Source organism: Aeromonas bestiarum, from assembly GCF_000819745.1.
Taxonomy (GTDB): Bacteria; Pseudomonadota; Gammaproteobacteria; order Enterobacterales; family Aeromonadaceae; genus Aeromonas; species Aeromonas bestiarum.
In genome coordinates, this window is record NZ_CDDA01000003.1 from 18,697 (window position 1) to 33,793 (window position 15,097).

16 protein-coding genes and 1 riboswitch are annotated in these 15,097 nt (G+C 61.1%); of the genes, 9 read left to right on the top strand and 7 right to left on the bottom strand.

Going from position 1 to position 15,097, the window contains the following annotated elements; translation table 11 throughout:
• The first annotated feature begins 18 nt into the window (after positions 1-18).
• Positions 19-234, top strand: coding sequence for a hypothetical protein (locus tag BN1118_RS00395; protein ID WP_016349952.1), 216 nt, complete (start codon positions 19-21; stop codon positions 232-234).
• A gap of 75 nt (positions 235-309) precedes the next feature.
• On the opposite strand, the gene BN1118_RS00400 is transcribed toward BN1118_RS00395, so the two are convergent.
• The gene (locus tag BN1118_RS00400; RefSeq protein ID WP_043554047.1) at positions 310-744 is read right to left on the bottom strand and encodes a hypothetical protein; all 435 of its coding nucleotides are present in this window, start codon (positions 742-744) and stop codon (positions 310-312) included.
• Entirely contained in the window at positions 741-1,274 is a 534-nt protein-coding gene (locus tag BN1118_RS00405) for a DinB family protein (protein WP_043554048.1), read from the bottom strand. Before BN1118_RS00405 ends, BN1118_RS00400 begins: the two co-directional genes overlap by 4 nt.
• Before the next feature lie 295 nt (positions 1,275-1,569).
• Here BN1118_RS00405 and BN1118_RS00410 point away from each other — a divergent pair, with 295 nt between their 5' ends.
• From BN1118_RS00410 to aqpZ, 3 genes are all read left to right on the top strand, one after another.
• On the top strand, positions 1,570-2,481 hold the full coding sequence (locus BN1118_RS00410; RefSeq protein ID WP_043554049.1) for a Gfo/Idh/MocA family protein: 912 nt from the start codon (positions 1,570-1,572) through the stop codon (positions 2,479-2,481).
• A 272-nt stretch (positions 2,482-2,753) separates the two neighbouring features.
• Positions 2,754-3,275 (top strand): crossover junction endodeoxyribonuclease RuvC, encoded by a 522-nt coding sequence (ruvC, locus tag BN1118_RS00415; protein WP_043134627.1) that lies wholly within the window; start codon positions 2,754-2,756, stop codon positions 3,273-3,275.
• 338 nt (positions 3,276-3,613) lie between these two features.
• Positions 3,614-4,300, top strand: a complete 687-nt coding sequence (aqpZ, locus tag BN1118_RS00420) for an aquaporin Z (protein WP_043554050.1) — start codon at positions 3,614-3,616, stop codon at positions 4,298-4,300.
• 120 nt (positions 4,301-4,420) lie between these two features.
• Here the strand turns inward: aqpZ and BN1118_RS00425 are convergent, their stop codons facing one another.
• From BN1118_RS00425 to BN1118_RS00435, 3 genes are all read right to left on the bottom strand, one after another.
• Positions 4,421-5,176, bottom strand: coding sequence for a lytic transglycosylase domain-containing protein (locus tag BN1118_RS00425; RefSeq protein WP_043554051.1), 756 nt, complete (start codon positions 5,174-5,176; stop codon positions 4,421-4,423).
• A gap of 157 nt (positions 5,177-5,333) precedes the next feature.
• Positions 5,334-6,731 carry an alpha-amylase family protein gene (locus BN1118_RS00430; RefSeq protein ID WP_043554053.1) on the bottom strand — a complete coding sequence of 466 codons (1,398 nt, stop codon included), beginning with the start codon at positions 6,729-6,731 and terminating at the stop codon, positions 5,334-5,336.
• Between the two features lie 193 nt (positions 6,732-6,924).
• A complete protein-coding gene (locus BN1118_RS00435) occupies positions 6,925-8,088 on the bottom strand; it encodes a M23 family metallopeptidase (protein WP_043554055.1) in 1,164 nt (387 codons plus the stop codon).
• 475 nt (positions 8,089-8,563) lie between these two features.
• On the opposite strand from BN1118_RS00435, the gene BN1118_RS00440 reads away from it, so the two are divergent.
• Entirely contained in the window at positions 8,564-9,004 is a 441-nt protein-coding gene (locus BN1118_RS00440) for a GNAT family N-acetyltransferase (RefSeq protein WP_052449139.1), read from the top strand.
• 4 nt (positions 9,005-9,008) lie between these two features.
• Here the strand turns inward: BN1118_RS00440 and BN1118_RS00445 are convergent, their stop codons facing one another.
• Complete coding sequence (locus BN1118_RS00445) at positions 9,009-9,551, bottom strand: YceB family lipoprotein (protein ID WP_026080151.1); 543 nt, start codon at positions 9,549-9,551, stop codon at positions 9,009-9,011.
• Between the two features lie 97 nt (positions 9,552-9,648).
• Between BN1118_RS00445 and cls the strand changes: the two genes are divergently transcribed.
• Complete coding sequence (cls, locus tag BN1118_RS00450) at positions 9,649-11,130, top strand: cardiolipin synthase (RefSeq protein ID WP_043554059.1); 1,482 nt, start codon at positions 9,649-9,651, stop codon at positions 11,128-11,130.
• 95 nt (positions 11,131-11,225) lie between these two features.
• Entirely contained in the window at positions 11,226-12,488 is a 1,263-nt protein-coding gene (locus BN1118_RS00455; protein ID WP_043554061.1) for a DUF945 family protein, read from the top strand.
• Between the two features lie 84 nt (positions 12,489-12,572).
• Here the strand turns inward: BN1118_RS00455 and purU are convergent, their stop codons facing one another.
• A complete protein-coding gene (gene purU, locus BN1118_RS00460) occupies positions 12,573-13,409 on the bottom strand; it encodes a formyltetrahydrofolate deformylase (RefSeq protein ID WP_043134635.1) in 837 nt (278 codons plus the stop codon).
• Positions 13,410-13,618: 209 nt separating this feature from the next.
• Positions 13,619-13,772: riboswitch (FMN riboswitch) on the top strand.
• Positions 13,773-13,876: 104 nt separating this feature from the next.
• Here purU and ribB point away from each other — a divergent pair.
• Positions 13,877-14,530 (top strand): 3,4-dihydroxy-2-butanone-4-phosphate synthase, encoded by a 654-nt coding sequence (gene ribB / locus BN1118_RS00465; protein ID WP_043134636.1) that lies wholly within the window; start codon positions 13,877-13,879, stop codon positions 14,528-14,530.
• 225 nt (positions 14,531-14,755) lie between these two features.
• Positions 14,756-14,998 (top strand): Lpp/OprI family alanine-zipper lipoprotein, encoded by a 243-nt coding sequence (locus BN1118_RS00470; RefSeq protein ID WP_005334342.1) that lies wholly within the window; start codon positions 14,756-14,758, stop codon positions 14,996-14,998.
• Positions 14,999-15,097: the final 99 nt, after the last annotated feature.

Here is a 15,097-nt window from a genome sequence, read left to right on the forward strand (position 1 = left end):
CTTGCACAGGAGCAATGAATGGCGGTGAAAGCCAAATCCAGAAGAGAGAAGATGGGCAGCGGGCTAGGGCTGCTGCTCGGGATCCTTATTTTCAATCTGATTGCCTACCAGTTTGTTGAGACAAAAGCGCTTTCCGAGACCAACCGGATGATAGGGGCCATTGTCAGCGCCCTGCTCTGCTCCGAGCTGGGTGCGAGAGTGGGCAAGTGGCTGGATCGCAGAGAGCAATCTTGACGGGATTTCCCGAGTCACCCGGCAAACGGCTGTCACCTGGCCATGGGGCAGCAAAGCGTTCAGCTTTCACGCCCCTTATTGCCACACTTCCTGCCCCTTGGCATTGAGCAGGGTGTGAAAGAGATAGTGATCATCCCGATCGTAATAGACGGTGAGGGTGTGGCGCTGGGTGTAATCCGCCGCCACGCCAGCCACCGTCATGGGGATCAGCACCAGCTCCCCCAGCCCCATAGTCACGGCGCTCGCCGTGGCCTGGCCATTGCCGTCAGCGCGCTTGTGGATCTTGCCGAGCACGGTAAAGCGATCGCAACCCTGCACCTTATCCTCGGTCAGAAAGGCGGCCTGCTGGCAGAGCTGGGGCTCGCCCAGCTCGGCGCGAATGGTCGCGCGTGTCTCCCCCGATACCAGGGTGTTGCGAAAGCGCCCCGAGTAGTGATCGATGGCGGCGGCGCAACCGCTCAGCAGCCCGATCAGCAGCAGCGGTGTGAACCGCAGACAGGCGGGCATCATGGACGGGCCTCGCCATCTGCAAGGGCAGCATCACCTCGCCGCCCGGGTTCGCTGCGATGCAGGAAGGTGGTCAGGGTATCGCGCGGCGGCGTGATGCCGCACTGCACCAGAATCCGCCCGATGGCCCCCCTGTGATAGCCGCCGTGGGTCACCAGATGGAGCAGCATTTCCTCGCGGCTCATCTGCCCCCTGTCGCCATCGACAAAGCGAAACGAAAGCGAGGTTTCACCTTCTTGCGGGCTCAAGGTAGCGACGTAATCCACCAGCCAGTTATCCAGTGCCGTGACCAAGCTGCGCAGCGCCGCCAGGGTCGGCGTGTCCGGGGTATTGGTGGCACTGAAGCCGTGCCGTTCCTCCAGCAGATTGGCCTTGAAGATGGCATCGACCACATGGATATGGTTGAAGATCCTAAGGCAGGTGTGGTGGGCTTCGGCATATTGCTGCGCGTCCAGCGTGGCGATTGCATCCAGCAGCTCGCCATCGGCCCAACGCTTGTAGTGAAAGAGGGATTGCAGCGTCTTGTTGCTCATCGGTTCCTTGCCCCTATGTCTCCTTGAAGTGGGGCATGTTAGCCAAAATGGGTGCAATACGAAACCCGTTTTGCTGGCGATACATATGTGCCCACCTTGGCTATTGGCAGGGGGGAGTAAAGCCACTCCCGCCTGATCTTCGGTTGGCAAGGGAGGGTTCCTCGCCCTTGCGAAGGGGGAGGCTGAGAGGGGGCGAGGTAGCCCGGGTTGCGGCAAGGCTGGATCTGCGGGGGAAATCCTGAGATGGTGCGGGCACTTAGCCGGTTATCCACTGATCGAGTGACAAGGAGTTCCCATGCGCATTGCCTTGATTGGCCTCGGTGATATCGCCCAGAAAGCCTATCTGCCGCTGATTGCCAGCGACGAGCGGGTCACCCCGCTGCTCTGTACCCGGAGCCCAGCTGTGCTGGGCAAGCTGGCCCGCCAGTACCGTATTGCCGAGTGTTTCACCGAGGTGGATGGGCTACTCGCGAGTAGCCCGGATGCCGTGATGATCCACGCCGCCACCGCAGTACACTTTGAGCTGGCCGAGCAATGCCTGCAAGCGGGCATCCCCACCTTTGTCGACAAGCCGCTCTGCTTTGATTACGCCGAGGTAGAAGCGCTCGCCAATCTGGCCATGGCGCAGGATTGCCCGCTATTTGTCGGTTTCAACCGCCGCTATCTGCCCGCCATGAGCGCGGCCCGGACAGATAATCAGTTGCTCACCGAGCTTAACTGGCAAAAGCACAGACACGCCCTGCCTGGGCTGCCGCGTCCGTTCCTGTTCGACGACTTTATCCATGTGCTCGACAGCCTCTGCTTCTATGGCGGCGCGCCTACCGGGGATCTGTATGCGGTGCTGCGGCGAAGCCCCCTGCAGCCCGAATTGCTGGCCGGGGTCAGTGTCGCCTGGCAAAGCGGGCAGGTGGAGGTGAGCGGCAGCATGAACCGCAGCGCCGGCATCACGGAGGAGCGTATCGATGCCTATGGCGACAACCTCTCCCTGCACCTTGATAACTGCACCCGGGGCACGATTGCCCGAGACAAGACGCTGCAGACCCTGGCACCGGACGACTGGCAGCCGGTGCTGGCCCAGCGGGGCTTCGTGGCCATGCTCGATCACTGGTATCGACAGATCGAGCTGGGCAAGGCCGATGGGGCGCTGATTGAGAGCTATCTGCAGAGCCATCGACTGGCCGAGCGGCTGGTGGCGCTGGCGACCTGATCCTTCTCCTTCGCCTGTGGCGCCTGACTGGGCGGGCCCGCACGGGTGAGGAAACAGGCAGACCACTGTACAAGATGGCGGATCCCTGCGCAGTCAGCCGGCGAGGGCGCCGCCGCGCGAGCCAAGCGGACGCTTGTTTGCTATCTTGGCGGCCATGAACTGCCTTCAGAGCAACAGAGTGTCATGAGCATTGTTTTGGGAATGGAGCCGGGCCACCGGCTCACGGGTGACGAGGCTGTGAGCCGCCCCCAGGCCAGCATGGCTAAGCGGCCATGAGCATTATTCTGGGGATAGACCCAGGTTCGCGCATCACAGGCTACGGCGTCATCCGCATAGTCGCAGGCAAGGCGGAGTACCTGGGCTCGGGCTGCATCCGTACCGACCTGGGCGAGCTGCCGTCGCGCTTGAAGCAGGTGTATGACGGGGTGAGCGAGATCATCACCCAGTTCAAGCCGGACGAGTTCGCCATAGAGCGGGTCTTTATGGCCCGCAACGCGGATTCTGCCTTGAAGCTGGGTCAGGCTCGCGGCAGCGCCATAGTCGCGGCGGTCAATGCCCTGCTGCCGGTCAGCGAATACTCGGCAACCCAGATCAAGCAGGCGGTGGTGGGCACGGGCGGCGCGGCCAAGGAGCAGGTGCAGCACATGGTGACCCATCTGCTCAAGCTGTCGGCCACGCCCCAGGCGGATGCGGCGGATGCGCTCGGGGTGGCACTCTGCCACTTCCATACCCGCCAGAGCCTGATCAAGATGGCGGGGCGGGCCACCAGCTCGGTGCGCGGCCGCTATCGCTGAACCTTGCCGACGCTGACTGCGTCTGAGGAGCAATGTGAGAGGAGGGCGCCCGGGCGCCCTCCTCGTTTATCCGTTGCGCCTGGGTCCTCAGGTGCTTGCCATCCTGTTGTTAAAAGCCTCAACAGAGTCACAAGTTGTCGTACCAGATGGCGGGACGCCATTCGGGACTGACGACAATCCTCTCGATGAATCAATCACTTGTGATCATGATCACACTTTCTTGGCGAGGCAGGCTCACTTCGCCTCGTCATGTCACGCTCCCATAATGTGGCGCCGTTTAAGAACGGCGACCTCGTGAGCCCAGGCTCATGTTCCATCCATCATTGGGAGAGTTGAGAGTGAAACCTTTTGCAGCTGAGTTTATGGGCACCTTCTGGCTGGTGCTGGGGGGTTGTGGCAGCGCAGTGCTGGCCGCCGCTTTCCCGAACGTGGGAATAGGCCTGCTGGGCGTGGCGTTGGCGTTCGGTCTGACTGTGCTGACCATGGCCTATGCCATAGGCCACATTTCAGGTTGTCACCTGAACCCGGCCGTGACCGTCGGGCTCTGGGCCGGTGGCCGCTTCCCGGCCTCCGGTGTGCTGCCTTACATAGTCGCTCAGGTATTGGGCGGGATTGCGGCAGCGGCCGTGCTCTATGTGATCGCCAGCGGTCAGGCCGGGTTTGATGTGAGCGCCGGTTTTGCCTCCAACGGCTATGGCGAGCACTCGCCGGGCGGCTACAGCCTGCTGGCAGCCCTGGTGTGCGAAGTGGTGATGACCGGTTTCTTCCTGTTCGTCATCATGGGCGCCACCGACAGCCGGGCCCCGGCCGGGTTTGCCCCCATCGCCATCGGTCTGTGCCTGACGCTCATCCACCTCATCAGCATTCCGGTGACCAATACCTCGGTCAACCCGGCGCGCAGCACTGGGGTTGCCCTGTTCGTGGGTGACTGGGCCCTCGGCCAGCTGTGGCTGTTCTGGGTTGCTCCGATCGTCGGTGCCATTCTGGGTGCATTGGCCTATCGCGTGATCGCCCCTAAAGCGTGATCCGTGACGAAAAAGTGTGGTATCGACACGCCCCCGGGCGTGTTTTTTCGTTTCAGGGGGGCGCAAGAACGGGCCACTAGGGCCCGGCTGGTTGCGTTGCTGGGTGAAAGAGGGAAGGTCTTACAACCCCTTGGCGCTCAACATGTCCTTGTAGCGCTGGCGCAACAGCTGCACCCGCTCCACATAGGCGCGGGTCTCGGCATAAGGGGGGATGCCCCCATGTTTTTGCACCGCGCCGGCTCCCGCGTTGTAGGCCGCGGTCGCCAGCGCCACGTTGCCGCCATATTGCTTGAGCAGGCCTGCCAGGTATTTCACCCCGCCGAAGATATTCTGCTCGGCCATCAGGGCATCGCCGACCCCCAGCTCGCGCGCCGTGGCCGGCATCAGCTGGGTCAGCCCCATGGCCCCCTTGCGGGAGACCGCCAGCGGGTTGAAGGCGGATTCGGCGTGGATCAGCGCCCGGATGAGTGCGGGCTCCACCTGATAGGCCTTGGCCGCCGCCTGTATCGTGCTGGCGTAGTCGTAGAGGAAGAGGCCGGTGGTGCGCCAGTTGACCTTGGAGGCCGGGTCGCAGGCGTAGCAGTCGTTGAACAGCAGCAGCTCATAGTGCCCCTGCTCCGGCATCATGTCGGAGTAGCGGATCACGCCGTTTTTCTGCACCGATTTGTAGACTTGGATCTGGCGCGTGCCGGGCGGCAGGCTGGCGGTCAGCCGGGTGGGTTCGGGCAGTGCGCTGGGCGCGGGCATTGGCTTGGGCGCCGCAAGAGGAACTGAGAGGGGGGCCTGCGCCTCTGTGGTCAGGATCACCACCTCGGCCGGCGGGGGAGTCTGGCTCCAGCCGGTCGGGGAAAACAGCGGGATCAATCCCATCAACATCCATGCTTTCAACGGCTTGCTCCCTTAGCCTCGTTAGCCTTGTTGAGTAAAGCATCATGGCGGTTGCAGAACAAGCTGCCGATGAGCGCAGCGCCCGAAATAAACCGGCAAATAAAGAGGGGCCGCGCAGTGGCGGCCCCTGTTGGGTGTCTCTTCCTTATTCCTGCAGCCAGAGCCGGGCACTGCGGGCGGGGATGGCGACCCGTACCCACTGGCTCTGCACATTGATCAGGGCGCTGCTGTCGAGCACGTCCCGGTAGTTGCGATACCAGTTCATCTCGAACTTGGCGGTATCGAGCCAGTACTCCTGCTCGTAGTCACACTTGTTGATGCCGACCAGCCCCAGCTTGCCGCGCTTGAACAGCACGAAGCAGTCGCCGCTGCCGACCAGCTGCATCGGCTGGCCCTGCACCGTATTGTGGAAGCGGATCATCCCCTTGAGGTCGCTGCGCTGGTAATAATCCTGCCAGCGCAGCCCATCCTTGGCCTGGGTCTCGCCGTGATCGGAATAGACCAGGGGCGAGCCGCCATCGCGGCCGAGCAGATAGGCATAGGCCAGCTTCTCGTCGGTCTGGTTCAGGATCTGGTAGCGAAAGCCATCGTTGGTGGGAATGTCGTGGGTGATGGCGAAGGTGACGGCCCGGCTGCCCGGCAGGGCCTGACCGTAGGCACCCGGATCCGCCAGCAGGTTCATGCTGCCGCCATAGCCCAGCGCCCCGCGCAGGGAGGCAAACAGCGGGAAGTCATAGGCCCCCTGACCGCTGCTGTCGAGATAGGGTTTGAGGAAGCGTTCGTAATCCGTGCTGCCGGCGCCCCCCGTGGTGATCACCTCGCCAAACACCTGTACGCCCTGTTTGATCTCGGGGGTGAACACGGCATTGATCTGGTAATCGCTCATGTGCTTGACCGCATCGACCCGAAAGCCCTTGATCCCCATCCCCTTGAGCGCCTTGAGGTAAGCCTGCTGCTGGCTCACCACCCAGTTGTTGGGGTCGAGATCCGGCAGCCCCTTGTCACCGGCGCCGCCGCACAGGCGCCAGTACTGGACGTGGCCCGGATCGCTCCAGTCGGTGATGCAGCCTTCGGGATGAAAATCCGATCCCGCCAGCAAGTTCTGGCCCAGATCGCCGAACAGCTTCTGGCGCTCGAAGTAGGCGGGGTTGGCCGCATACTGGCCGAGCAGCTCGCTGCCGGGGTAGTTGAGATCGCTGCGCTTCCAGCTCTCGTTGGCCATGTGGTTGAGCACCACGTCCGCATAGACGGCTATGCCCCGCGCCTGCATGGCGGCGATCAGCTGCTCGAGATCCTGCTTGTTGCCAAGGGGGGTGTCGATGAGGCGCAGATCCTGTGGTTGATAGCGTGCCCACCACTCGTTGCCCGACGACTTGAGGGGCGGCGAGATGAGCACCTGTTTGTAGCCGGCGGCCTTGATGAGATCGGCCTTGGCGGTGACTTCACTGTATTTCCAGTTGAAGGCGTGCAGTATGACGTCGGCTTGCGCCAGAGGGGCGATCAGCATGCCTGCGATCACCCAGATCCCCGCTATTTTTTTCATTATTGTCAGTCCTTGTTTGGGTGCCCATGTGGGCACCCAGAGCCTCACATCGGCCCGCCGGGCCGGCAATCTCCTTTTGACTGTTTTGTGAGCATTTTCAAAGGGGAGTATGCGGATCTGTGACGGCTTGCATAAAACCGTCTAGGCCCCGTCATTACTGACTTTTCCATCACTTCAACGGCTGGCCGACAACTCAGTCGAGGCCGTTGTTGTAGAGCGGCTGCCAGGCACAGAAACGCTGGCCGTTGCGGCTGTTTTGCAGCCAGAAACGGTTGCAGTTGTCGTCGTAGTTGCTGGCGCCGACGTTGACGGCATAGCTGCTCAGGCGCTGCCCCTGCAGGGACTGGAACACCCCGTTGTAGAGCAGGGAGAAGTGCAGGTGCGGGCCTGTGGAGGAACCGCCCTCGCACAGCGCCTCGTTGCGGTTGCTGGCATAGGTGCCTATGGGGGTGTCGGCGGCCACGTAGTCGCCGCTGCGTACCGAGATGCCGCTCATGTGGTAATAGTTGGTGGCCCAGCCGTTGGGGGCCGTGACCCGCACCTGGCAGCGGGAGAAGACGGTGACTGTGCCGCTGTTGGCGGCGGTGACCGTGTAGGTGGCACCACCCCAGCCCGGCCAGTCGTAGGAGACATCGATGGAGGAGTAGGGGTAGCCCGAGCCGCTATGGGAGTGGGCACCGTTCACCTTCCAGCTGTAGCCCTGGCGCCAGGGCAGCTGGAACTGACCGCCGGCCAGCCGGGCTGGCGGCCTTGCAGCAGGGGCCTTGGACGACGTCATGGCCTCCTTGCCAAACAGGGTTTGCCACTGCTCGCTCAACTGCTGCCGCTCGTGCGGGCCAAGCAGGCTGGCCAGGGCGGCCTGGTGCGCGGCAAGCGGGGGCAGGGCGGGGGCGCTGCGCTGGCTCAGCCGCAACTGGGCCTGGGCCTGATAGAAGCGCTCGGAGAGCTGGCGCGCCATCGACTCAACCTGGTTGTCAAAGCCCTTGGCCTTGACCCGCCGGGCGAACGGCGCCGCCATGGCCTGTTCCGAGGGGGCCGAGATGAGCTGGCTGCTCGCCTCCATCAGGGCCAGCAGCAGCTGGGGGTTGAGGCTGGTGATGCCGCTCCAGTGCAGGATCACCTCCTCCTTGGGCAGCAGGTGGGGCGCCTGTTGCAGCAGGAAGTCGTGCAGATCGAACGCCATGGCCGCCTCGCCAAACACGAAGTGGGCCTCATCCAGCGGCACAGTGACGGCGTCGCTGGCGATGAGCTGCTGCCGGCTGAAGTGGTAGGGAGCAAGCGGTGTGTGAATGTCGCCGGCCCAGCTGGCGGTGGGGAGCAAGGCCAGCATCAGCAGTGAAGGTATGGGTCTGAACATGGTATCTCCTTGGCAAAGTGGTGAGGTGTCAGCGTGGGAGTGATCCCGCTCAGGCAACGACAGCGCTATGCTATGCCAAGGTTTCACCATAGGGTGACAGGCCAGAATTGCTATTCGAATGAGGCTTTTCTTTGCGGTGGATGATCAGGGGTGATTGTTAACAAATGTTTACGAAAATAGTTTCTGATGCTAAATCAGCCACTTGTTAACGAGTGAGTGAGGCCTTGCCGTAAAATCCGGCGGATCGAGCAAGCAGTGCCCGTGCGGGGGATAGCGTGATAGGATTGCCCCTGGTTTCTGAGGCCGGTTGCCTGTTGAAAAGTGAACAAGCAGGGGCTGTTATTGGCTTTTTTGTTACTAAAAGGCGTGATATCTTGCTGGTTAATCTGGTCGGATCTCTTGCCGATCTGCAACTGAATATTGAGGGCTGGGCCGAGTGGCCAAGGATGGAACGGGTGTGATTAGCAAGCGGGCGATGGAGCTCACCTTCGAAGAGTACTGTGATGCGGATCTTTCCCTGATCAGGGACTACTACGAAACCACTTTCTCCCATTACGTGCCGGATCTGGCCGAGCGTATCTTCGTGGTGCGCGACGCTCACTGGCTGGTGGGCGCCGTGCGTCTGCGCGACGAACAGGATTACTACCATCTGTGCGGCTTTCGCCTGCTGCCCCATTACCAGTCGCTGGGACTGGGCTCCCGTCTGTTGCAGCACGCCTGCAACGATCTGCTGGACAAGCCGGTGGTGTGCCAGGCATTGCCGTTCGAGAAGCCGTTTTACCTCAAGGCCGGTTTTGCCGACCTGCCCCTGCACGAGCTGGATGGCCCGCTCTTCTCCCTCTATGACCAGCAGCGCGAACAGGGTTACCAGATCGAGCTGCTGGTGCGTCAGACCAAGGCCCCCGTCTACAACTGACGGCTCACTGGGGCTTGGTCAGCAGGTGGATCTTGCCCGGTGACAGCTCAAGCCCCAGCAGATTCTCTTTCAGCCAGGCCTGGTTCGGGTCCTTGTCGTTGAGGCGATAGACAGGCTGGGTCTCCAGCCGTTTCTCCATGCTCTGCAGCAGCATGCCGAGCATGAAGCCGAACTTCTGCTGCGCCGCTTCTGGCTCCAGCTTGTACTCAATCAATTTCATGTTGTCGAGGAAGAGGGCGCTCTGGGCCTTGTCATAGCGCGGCCTGGCCTCGTAGGTCATGTTCAGGCGCGCGTCGTATTCGGTCTGATCCGGCAGGGCGATTTTCAGCTTGCCCTTGCCATAGACGCGGGCGGTATCCGGGCTCTGGCGCCCGATCTGGACGTCGCTCTGCTCGAGCTGCACATGGGCCTTGATGATGCCGGGCAGCTCCAGCTGTTTGTTCACTTGTACCTGGGATTGCAGGTACTGGTTTATCTGTTGCTCATTGATGTCATATGAGCCTTGGCCTAGCATGGCCAGACTCAGCAGCATAGATTGCAGGATCATGCTAACGACCTGATAGAATGGGTGTGTTTTACAGCATACCATCCTGGCCCCGTGGGATCTGCCCACCGCATGTCACTCTGGTGTACAAGGAGTTCTCTTGATCAATGGCTTGGAGCACGACATCCAGCTGCTGTTTTCCCAGTTCCTCGGCTGGCTGCTGCTGTTATTTCACACCGTGATCGTGACGGGGGTCTCCCTGCGGGTGGTGATGAAACGGCGCCCCATCGGTGTCTCGCTGGCCTGGCTGGCGCTCATCTATGCCATCCCGTTTGCCGGGGTCGGTTTCTACGTGCTGTTTGGCGAGATCCGGCTCGGCCGGCGGCGCGCCGAACGGGCCCAGGCCATGTACCGCCCTTACGCCATCTGGATCCGCCAGCTGGCCCGCCTCTTCCCCCAGCACTGCTGCGAGGTGGGGGAGAAGGCCCAGCCGCTGCACGATCTGATCCAGAGCCGGCTGGCCATGCCCATGCTCTCCGGCAATCGTATGACGCTGCTGAGCAGGCCGGAATCCATCTTGCGCGAGATAGTGCGCGACATCCGCCAATCCTCCCAGTCCTGCTATCTGGAGTTCTACATCTGGCACCCGGGTGGCGATGCCGACGAGGTGTGCGAAGCGCTGATGGAGGTAGCGGCGCGCGGCGTGGATTGTCGTCTGCTGCTCGATTCCATGGGCAGCAAGGCCTTCTTCCGCTCGCCCTGGCCGAAGCAGTTGCGCAAGGCGGGGGTCAAGCTGGTGGAGGTGTTGCCGGTCGGCGCCTGGCGCATCCCGTTCCAGCGCCAGGATTTGCGCATGCACCGCAAGCTGGTGGTGATCGACGACAGGGTCGGTTACACCGGCTCCATGAACATGGTGGATCCCCGCTTCTTCAAGCAGAACGCCGGGGTCGGCCAGTGGGTCGACATCATGATCCGGGTACAGGGGCCCATGGTGCCGCTGATGTGGTCCATCTTCGTCTGGGACTGGGAGATGGAGACCGGCGAGCGGCTGCTCGACAGCCTGCAGCACGAGCCTGAGGCCTGGCCCCAGAGCAACTACCGGGCCCAGCTCATTCCGTCCGGCCCCTTCGTCGGCGGTGACTGCATCCAGCAGAGCTTGCTGCTGGCCATCTATCAGGCCCGTCACCATCTGGTGCTGACCACCCCCTATTTCGTGCCGGATGATCCGCTGGCGGCGGCGCTCTCCTCGGCGGCGGCGCGCGGGGTGCAGGTGCAACTGGTGTTGCCGGCGCGCAACGACTCCCTGATGGCCAATCATGCCTGCAACGCCTTTATGGAAGAGCTGCTGGAGGCCGGGGTCGAGGTCTACCGCTACGATGCCGGTCTGCTGCACACCAAGAGCGTGCTGGTGGATGACGACTTCGCGCTGGTGGGTACTGTGAACCTGGACAGGCGCAGCCTCTGGCTCAACTTCGAGGTGACCCTGCTCATCGACAACCCGGTGTTTGTCGCCGAGATGACCCAGCTGGTGCAGGGCTACATGATAGAGGCGACCCCTATGTCGCTGACCAAGTGGCGCGCCCGCCCCTGGTACAAGAAGGTGATGGAGAACATCTTCTATCTGTTCAGTCCCTTGCTGTGACATCACTTAATTGCGGCCGACGCCGAATTGGACTTGCCTAGCCCCGATATGGCCCCGTAGAGTGCGGCAATGAGCCTTTGGAGAATCATATAAAGATGAAGAAGCGAGTAGCGCTGGCCGTCGGTGCGGCCCTGGTAGTGGGTGGACTGGGTGCCTGCTGGCACACGGGCAATACGTTCGATCGCATCATGGCCGAGCAGATTGCCAAGGTGAAGCAGGAGAGCGGCGTCGAGATGACCTGGCTGCCGGGTGCCAGCAACCTGTTCACCCGCGATGGCGTGCTGAAGGTGGTGGTCACGCCGCAGACCCTGGCCAGCCTGGATGGTCAGCTGGAAGGGAGCGAGCCGGTCGAGGCGCAGTTCATCGTCAACAGCCGCATCCTGCCGCTCTATATCAAGAGCAACATGCTGCTCGACACCAAACAGGGCTCGCTGGCCCCTGTGTTCAGCGCGCTCAAGCTGGAGCAGTGGCAATTTGGCATAGAGTCGGTCAGCAGCCTGTGGACCGCCAGCAACAGCAGCCGCTTCTGGGCCAACGAATTCAAGGTCAAGCAGGGGCTCGACGAGTTCAGTTTCCTGCCGATGAAGGGGGACTATCACGGCGATCTGGAAGGCAATGGTCACGTCACCTTCCACTGGCAGGGCATGACGCTGCACGAAGAGCAGAGCAAGATGGACATGGTGCTGGCCGAACTCAAGGGCAGCGCCGACATGGCCGAGATCAGCGGCATCTGGCTCTCGCCTCGCAGCGACATGACCCTATCCGCGCTGTCGGTGCAACTGCCTGACAGCGTCAAGGTGTCACTGCAGGGGCTGACCACGGAAACCCAGCTGGCAGGGGACGATGCCCAGACCCTCTCCAGCAGCTATCAGATGAAGGTGAACACCCTCAATCTGGAGAACGAGACCGACAACCTGGCGCTGACCCAGAGCAAGCTGGCCCTGAATCTCAAAGGGCTGGATCTGGAAGGCTATCAGGCGCTGCAGGCCGCCAGCGGCCAAGGGGTGGAAGATCAAGCCATCCAGCAGGCGCTGGACAAGCTGCTCAAGCGCGGCGCGACCCTGGAGCTGGTGGACTTGAGCGCCCAGCTCAACGGCGAGCCCGTCTCCATGAAGGGGGACGTCAAGCTGGCGGCCACCTCGCTGGAGCAGCTGTTCAACAGTGAAGAGGGGATGCACGCCCTGTCCGGCCTGCTGCACGCCAACCTCAGCGGCCAGCTGGGCAAGGCAGTGCCGCAACTGGCCCCCATGCTGGAGCAGTTTGCCGCCATGGGCTACCTCAAGGCGGACAAGGCCCAGCTGACCGCCGAGTTCAAGCTCGACAAGGGTGCCATGACCATCAATGGTCTGCCGCTGTAAGCCGAGTGCAACAACAGGCAGTGCAGAAACAACAAAGGCTCCCATGGGAGCCTTTGTTGTTTCTGGCGTGATGCCGCAGGCGGGTTACTTGAACACCACCGTCTTGTTGCCGTAGACGAACACCCGCTCGTTGAGCACCAGCTCCAGCGCGCGGCTCAGCACGGATTTCTCCACGTCGCGACCGGCCCTGGCCATGTCGTCGGCACTGAAGGCGTGGCCGACATGGATCACGTCCTGCTCGACGATTGGGCCCTCATCCAGATCGTCGGTGACGAAGTGGGCGGTGGCGCCGATCAGCTTGACCCCGCGATCGAACGCCTGGCGGTAGGGGCGGGCACCGATGAAGGCCGGCAGGAAGGAGTGATGTATGTTGAGGATCTTGCGCGGATAGGCCTCGACGAAGCTCGGCGTCAGCACCCGCATGTACTTGGCCAGGATCACGTAGTCGGGCTGATAGCCGTCTATGATGGCGCGTACCTGCTCTTCGTGCTCGGTGCGGCTCAGATCCTCGTGACTGACGGTGTGGAACGGGATGTCGAACTTGCCTGTCAATTCTGCGAGCGTGTCGTAGTTGCCGATCACCGCCACTATGTCCATGTCCAGCGCGCCGGCGTAGTTCTTCATCAGGATGTCGCCGAGGCAGTGAGTCTCCTTGGTCACCAGGATGACGATGCGCTTCTTGCCGGCCTTGACCAGACGGCGCTGGGCACCGGCGGGCAGGGCATCATCCAGATCCGCCAGCAGGGTCTCGTCGTTGAAACGTCCCTCCAGCTCGGTGCGCATGAAGAAGCGGCCGTTTTCGTGATCCACGAACTCATCGTTCTTGTTGATGTTGAGCTGGTGCTTGTAGCAGATGTTGGTGATCTTGGCGATGAGGCCCTTGGCGTCCGGACAGTCCGTCAGCAGTATTTTCTTTTCCATCTCTGTCATGATTCCGTTTGTGGTGTTGGCGCCTGAGTCTGCGCAGGCTGCGCGTTTTTTCAGGCACTATGCCATAAACAAAATCAGAAAAGACAGTGTCCCGTGCGTGCGTGAGTCAAGTTGCTGGCGGCGGGCACAGGTCGGTTCCATATTCATCTTTGATGGGTTTTGGGCTGGTATCCTGCGTTTTTTTTCTTTAGGCTGTCTGCGCTTATTCTCAGGGCGGGGTGAAATTCCCCACCGGCGGTATCCCGATCTGACTCGGGGAGCCCGCGAGCGCCCGACCTTGCAACCAGGTCGGGGTCAGCAGATCCGGTGAGATGCCGGAGCCGACGGTCATAGTCCGGATGAAAGAGGATAAGACAGATATTGCAGGCATGGCCCCCTTGGGCTGGCCGCTGCATACCTATCTCTGTCTGCCTTTCCATGCCCTGATTCTGGTCCTTGTCTTGTTTAGGAGTCTTACCATGAATCAGTCTCTACTCAGTGAATTCGGTGATCCCCTTGCGCGCGTCGAAGCGGCGTTGGCGGCCCTGCGGGCCGGTCGTGGCGTATTGGTGGCCGACGATGAAGATCGGGAGAACGAAGGCGACCTCATCTTCGCCGCCCAATCCATGACCAATGAACAGATGGCCATGATGATCCGCGAGTGCTCCGGCATCGTCTGCCTCTGTCTGACCGACGAGCGCGTTCGCCAGCTGGAGCTGCCCATGATGGTGGAGGCGAACTCCAGCCACTATCAGACCGCCTTCACCGTCACCATAGAGGCGGCGCAAGGGGTGACCACGGGCGTGTCGGCGGCCGATCGTGTCACCACCATTCGTGCGGCCATCGCCGATGGTGCCAAACCGTCCGATCTGCATCGCCCCGGCCATGTCTTTCCGTTGCGGGCTCGTACCGGCGGTGTGCTGACACGCCGCGGCCATACCGAAGCCACGGTCGATCTGATGCAGCTGGCTGGCCTCAAACCGTTCGGGGTCTTGTGTGAACTGACCAAGGAAGATGGCTCCATGGCTCGTCTGCCGGACCTGATTGCCTTCGGCCGCCTGCATCAGATGCCTGTGCTGACCATCGAAGATCTGGTGCAATATCGTCAATTGCTGTCAGAACGTTCAGCCTGAGCCTCATACGAAATTGTAATAAGCCCAAAATTTGGTTACGCTCTGTGCGAACCTCATCCAGAGGCACTCATTTTTGCTTAAAGTTTGCACATAAAGTGTGCAACTAAAAAAAAATGAGGGTTTTAATGCATTTATCTGTGATGGGGCCTATCCAAAGTATGATTCTTTTGTGCCATAATCACGCCGCTTGCTAAACGTCTGGCGAGTTAAAGGGAGCTTTTAAAAATGAAAAAATTGTTGTTGGTAGGTGTTGTTGGTCTGTCCGCTCTGCTGGGCGGTTGTGCAAACACCAGCGAACTGGAAACCTCCGTTCAGAATCTGTCTAACAAAGTTGACCAACTGGCTCAAGATGTTAGCGCAGTTCGTGCTGATCAATCCAAGATCGCTGCTGATGTTGCAGAAGCCAAGCAAGAAGCTATGCGTGCTAACCAGCGCATCGACAACATGGCTACTTCCTACAAGAAGTAATCCATGCGAAAAAATGGCGCATTCATGCGCCATTTTTTTTTGCCTGAAATTCGTCAATTCCCCGCTTTCCGCCCCTGAAATCCACCTCAGCAAGGCAAT

What these genes read in the sequence shown, in the direction of transcription:
- BN1118_RS00395 (WP_016349952.1), top strand. Translation starts at nt 19, where the DNA reads ATGGCGGTGAAAGCCAAATCCAGAAGAGAGAAGATGGGCAGCGGGCTA.
- BN1118_RS00400 (WP_043554047.1), bottom strand. Translation starts at nt 744, where the DNA reads ATGATGCCCGCCTGTCTGCGGTTCACACCGCTGCTGCTGATCGGGCTG.
- BN1118_RS00405 (WP_043554048.1), bottom strand. Translation starts at nt 1,274, where the DNA reads ATGAGCAACAAGACGCTGCAATCCCTCTTTCACTACAAGCGTTGGGCC.
- BN1118_RS00410 (WP_043554049.1), top strand. Translation starts at nt 1,570, where the DNA reads ATGCGCATTGCCTTGATTGGCCTCGGTGATATCGCCCAGAAAGCCTAT.
- ruvC (WP_043134627.1), top strand. Translation starts at nt 2,754, where the DNA reads ATGAGCATTATTCTGGGGATAGACCCAGGTTCGCGCATCACAGGCTAC.
- BN1118_RS00425 (WP_043554051.1), bottom strand. Translation starts at nt 5,176, where the DNA reads ATGTTGATGGGATTGATCCCGCTGTTTTCCCCGACCGGCTGGAGCCAG.
- BN1118_RS00430 (WP_043554053.1), bottom strand. Translation starts at nt 6,731, where the DNA reads ATGAAAAAAATAGCGGGGATCTGGGTGATCGCAGGCATGCTGATCGCC.
- BN1118_RS00435 (WP_043554055.1), bottom strand. Translation starts at nt 8,088, where the DNA reads ATGTTCAGACCCATACCTTCACTGCTGATGCTGGCCTTGCTCCCCACC.
- BN1118_RS00440 (WP_052449139.1), top strand. Translation starts at nt 8,564, where the DNA reads ATGGAGCTCACCTTCGAAGAGTACTGTGATGCGGATCTTTCCCTGATC.
- BN1118_RS00445 (WP_026080151.1), bottom strand. Translation starts at nt 9,551, where the DNA reads ATGATCCTGCAATCTATGCTGCTGAGTCTGGCCATGCTAGGCCAAGGC.
- BN1118_RS00455 (WP_043554061.1), top strand. Translation starts at nt 11,226, where the DNA reads ATGAAGAAGCGAGTAGCGCTGGCCGTCGGTGCGGCCCTGGTAGTGGGT.
- purU (WP_043134635.1), bottom strand. Translation starts at nt 13,409, where the DNA reads ATGGAAAAGAAAATACTGCTGACGGACTGTCCGGACGCCAAGGGCCTC.
- ribB (WP_043134636.1), top strand. Translation starts at nt 13,877, where the DNA reads ATGAATCAGTCTCTACTCAGTGAATTCGGTGATCCCCTTGCGCGCGTC.
- BN1118_RS00470 (WP_005334342.1), top strand. Translation starts at nt 14,756, where the DNA reads ATGAAAAAATTGTTGTTGGTAGGTGTTGTTGGTCTGTCCGCTCTGCTG.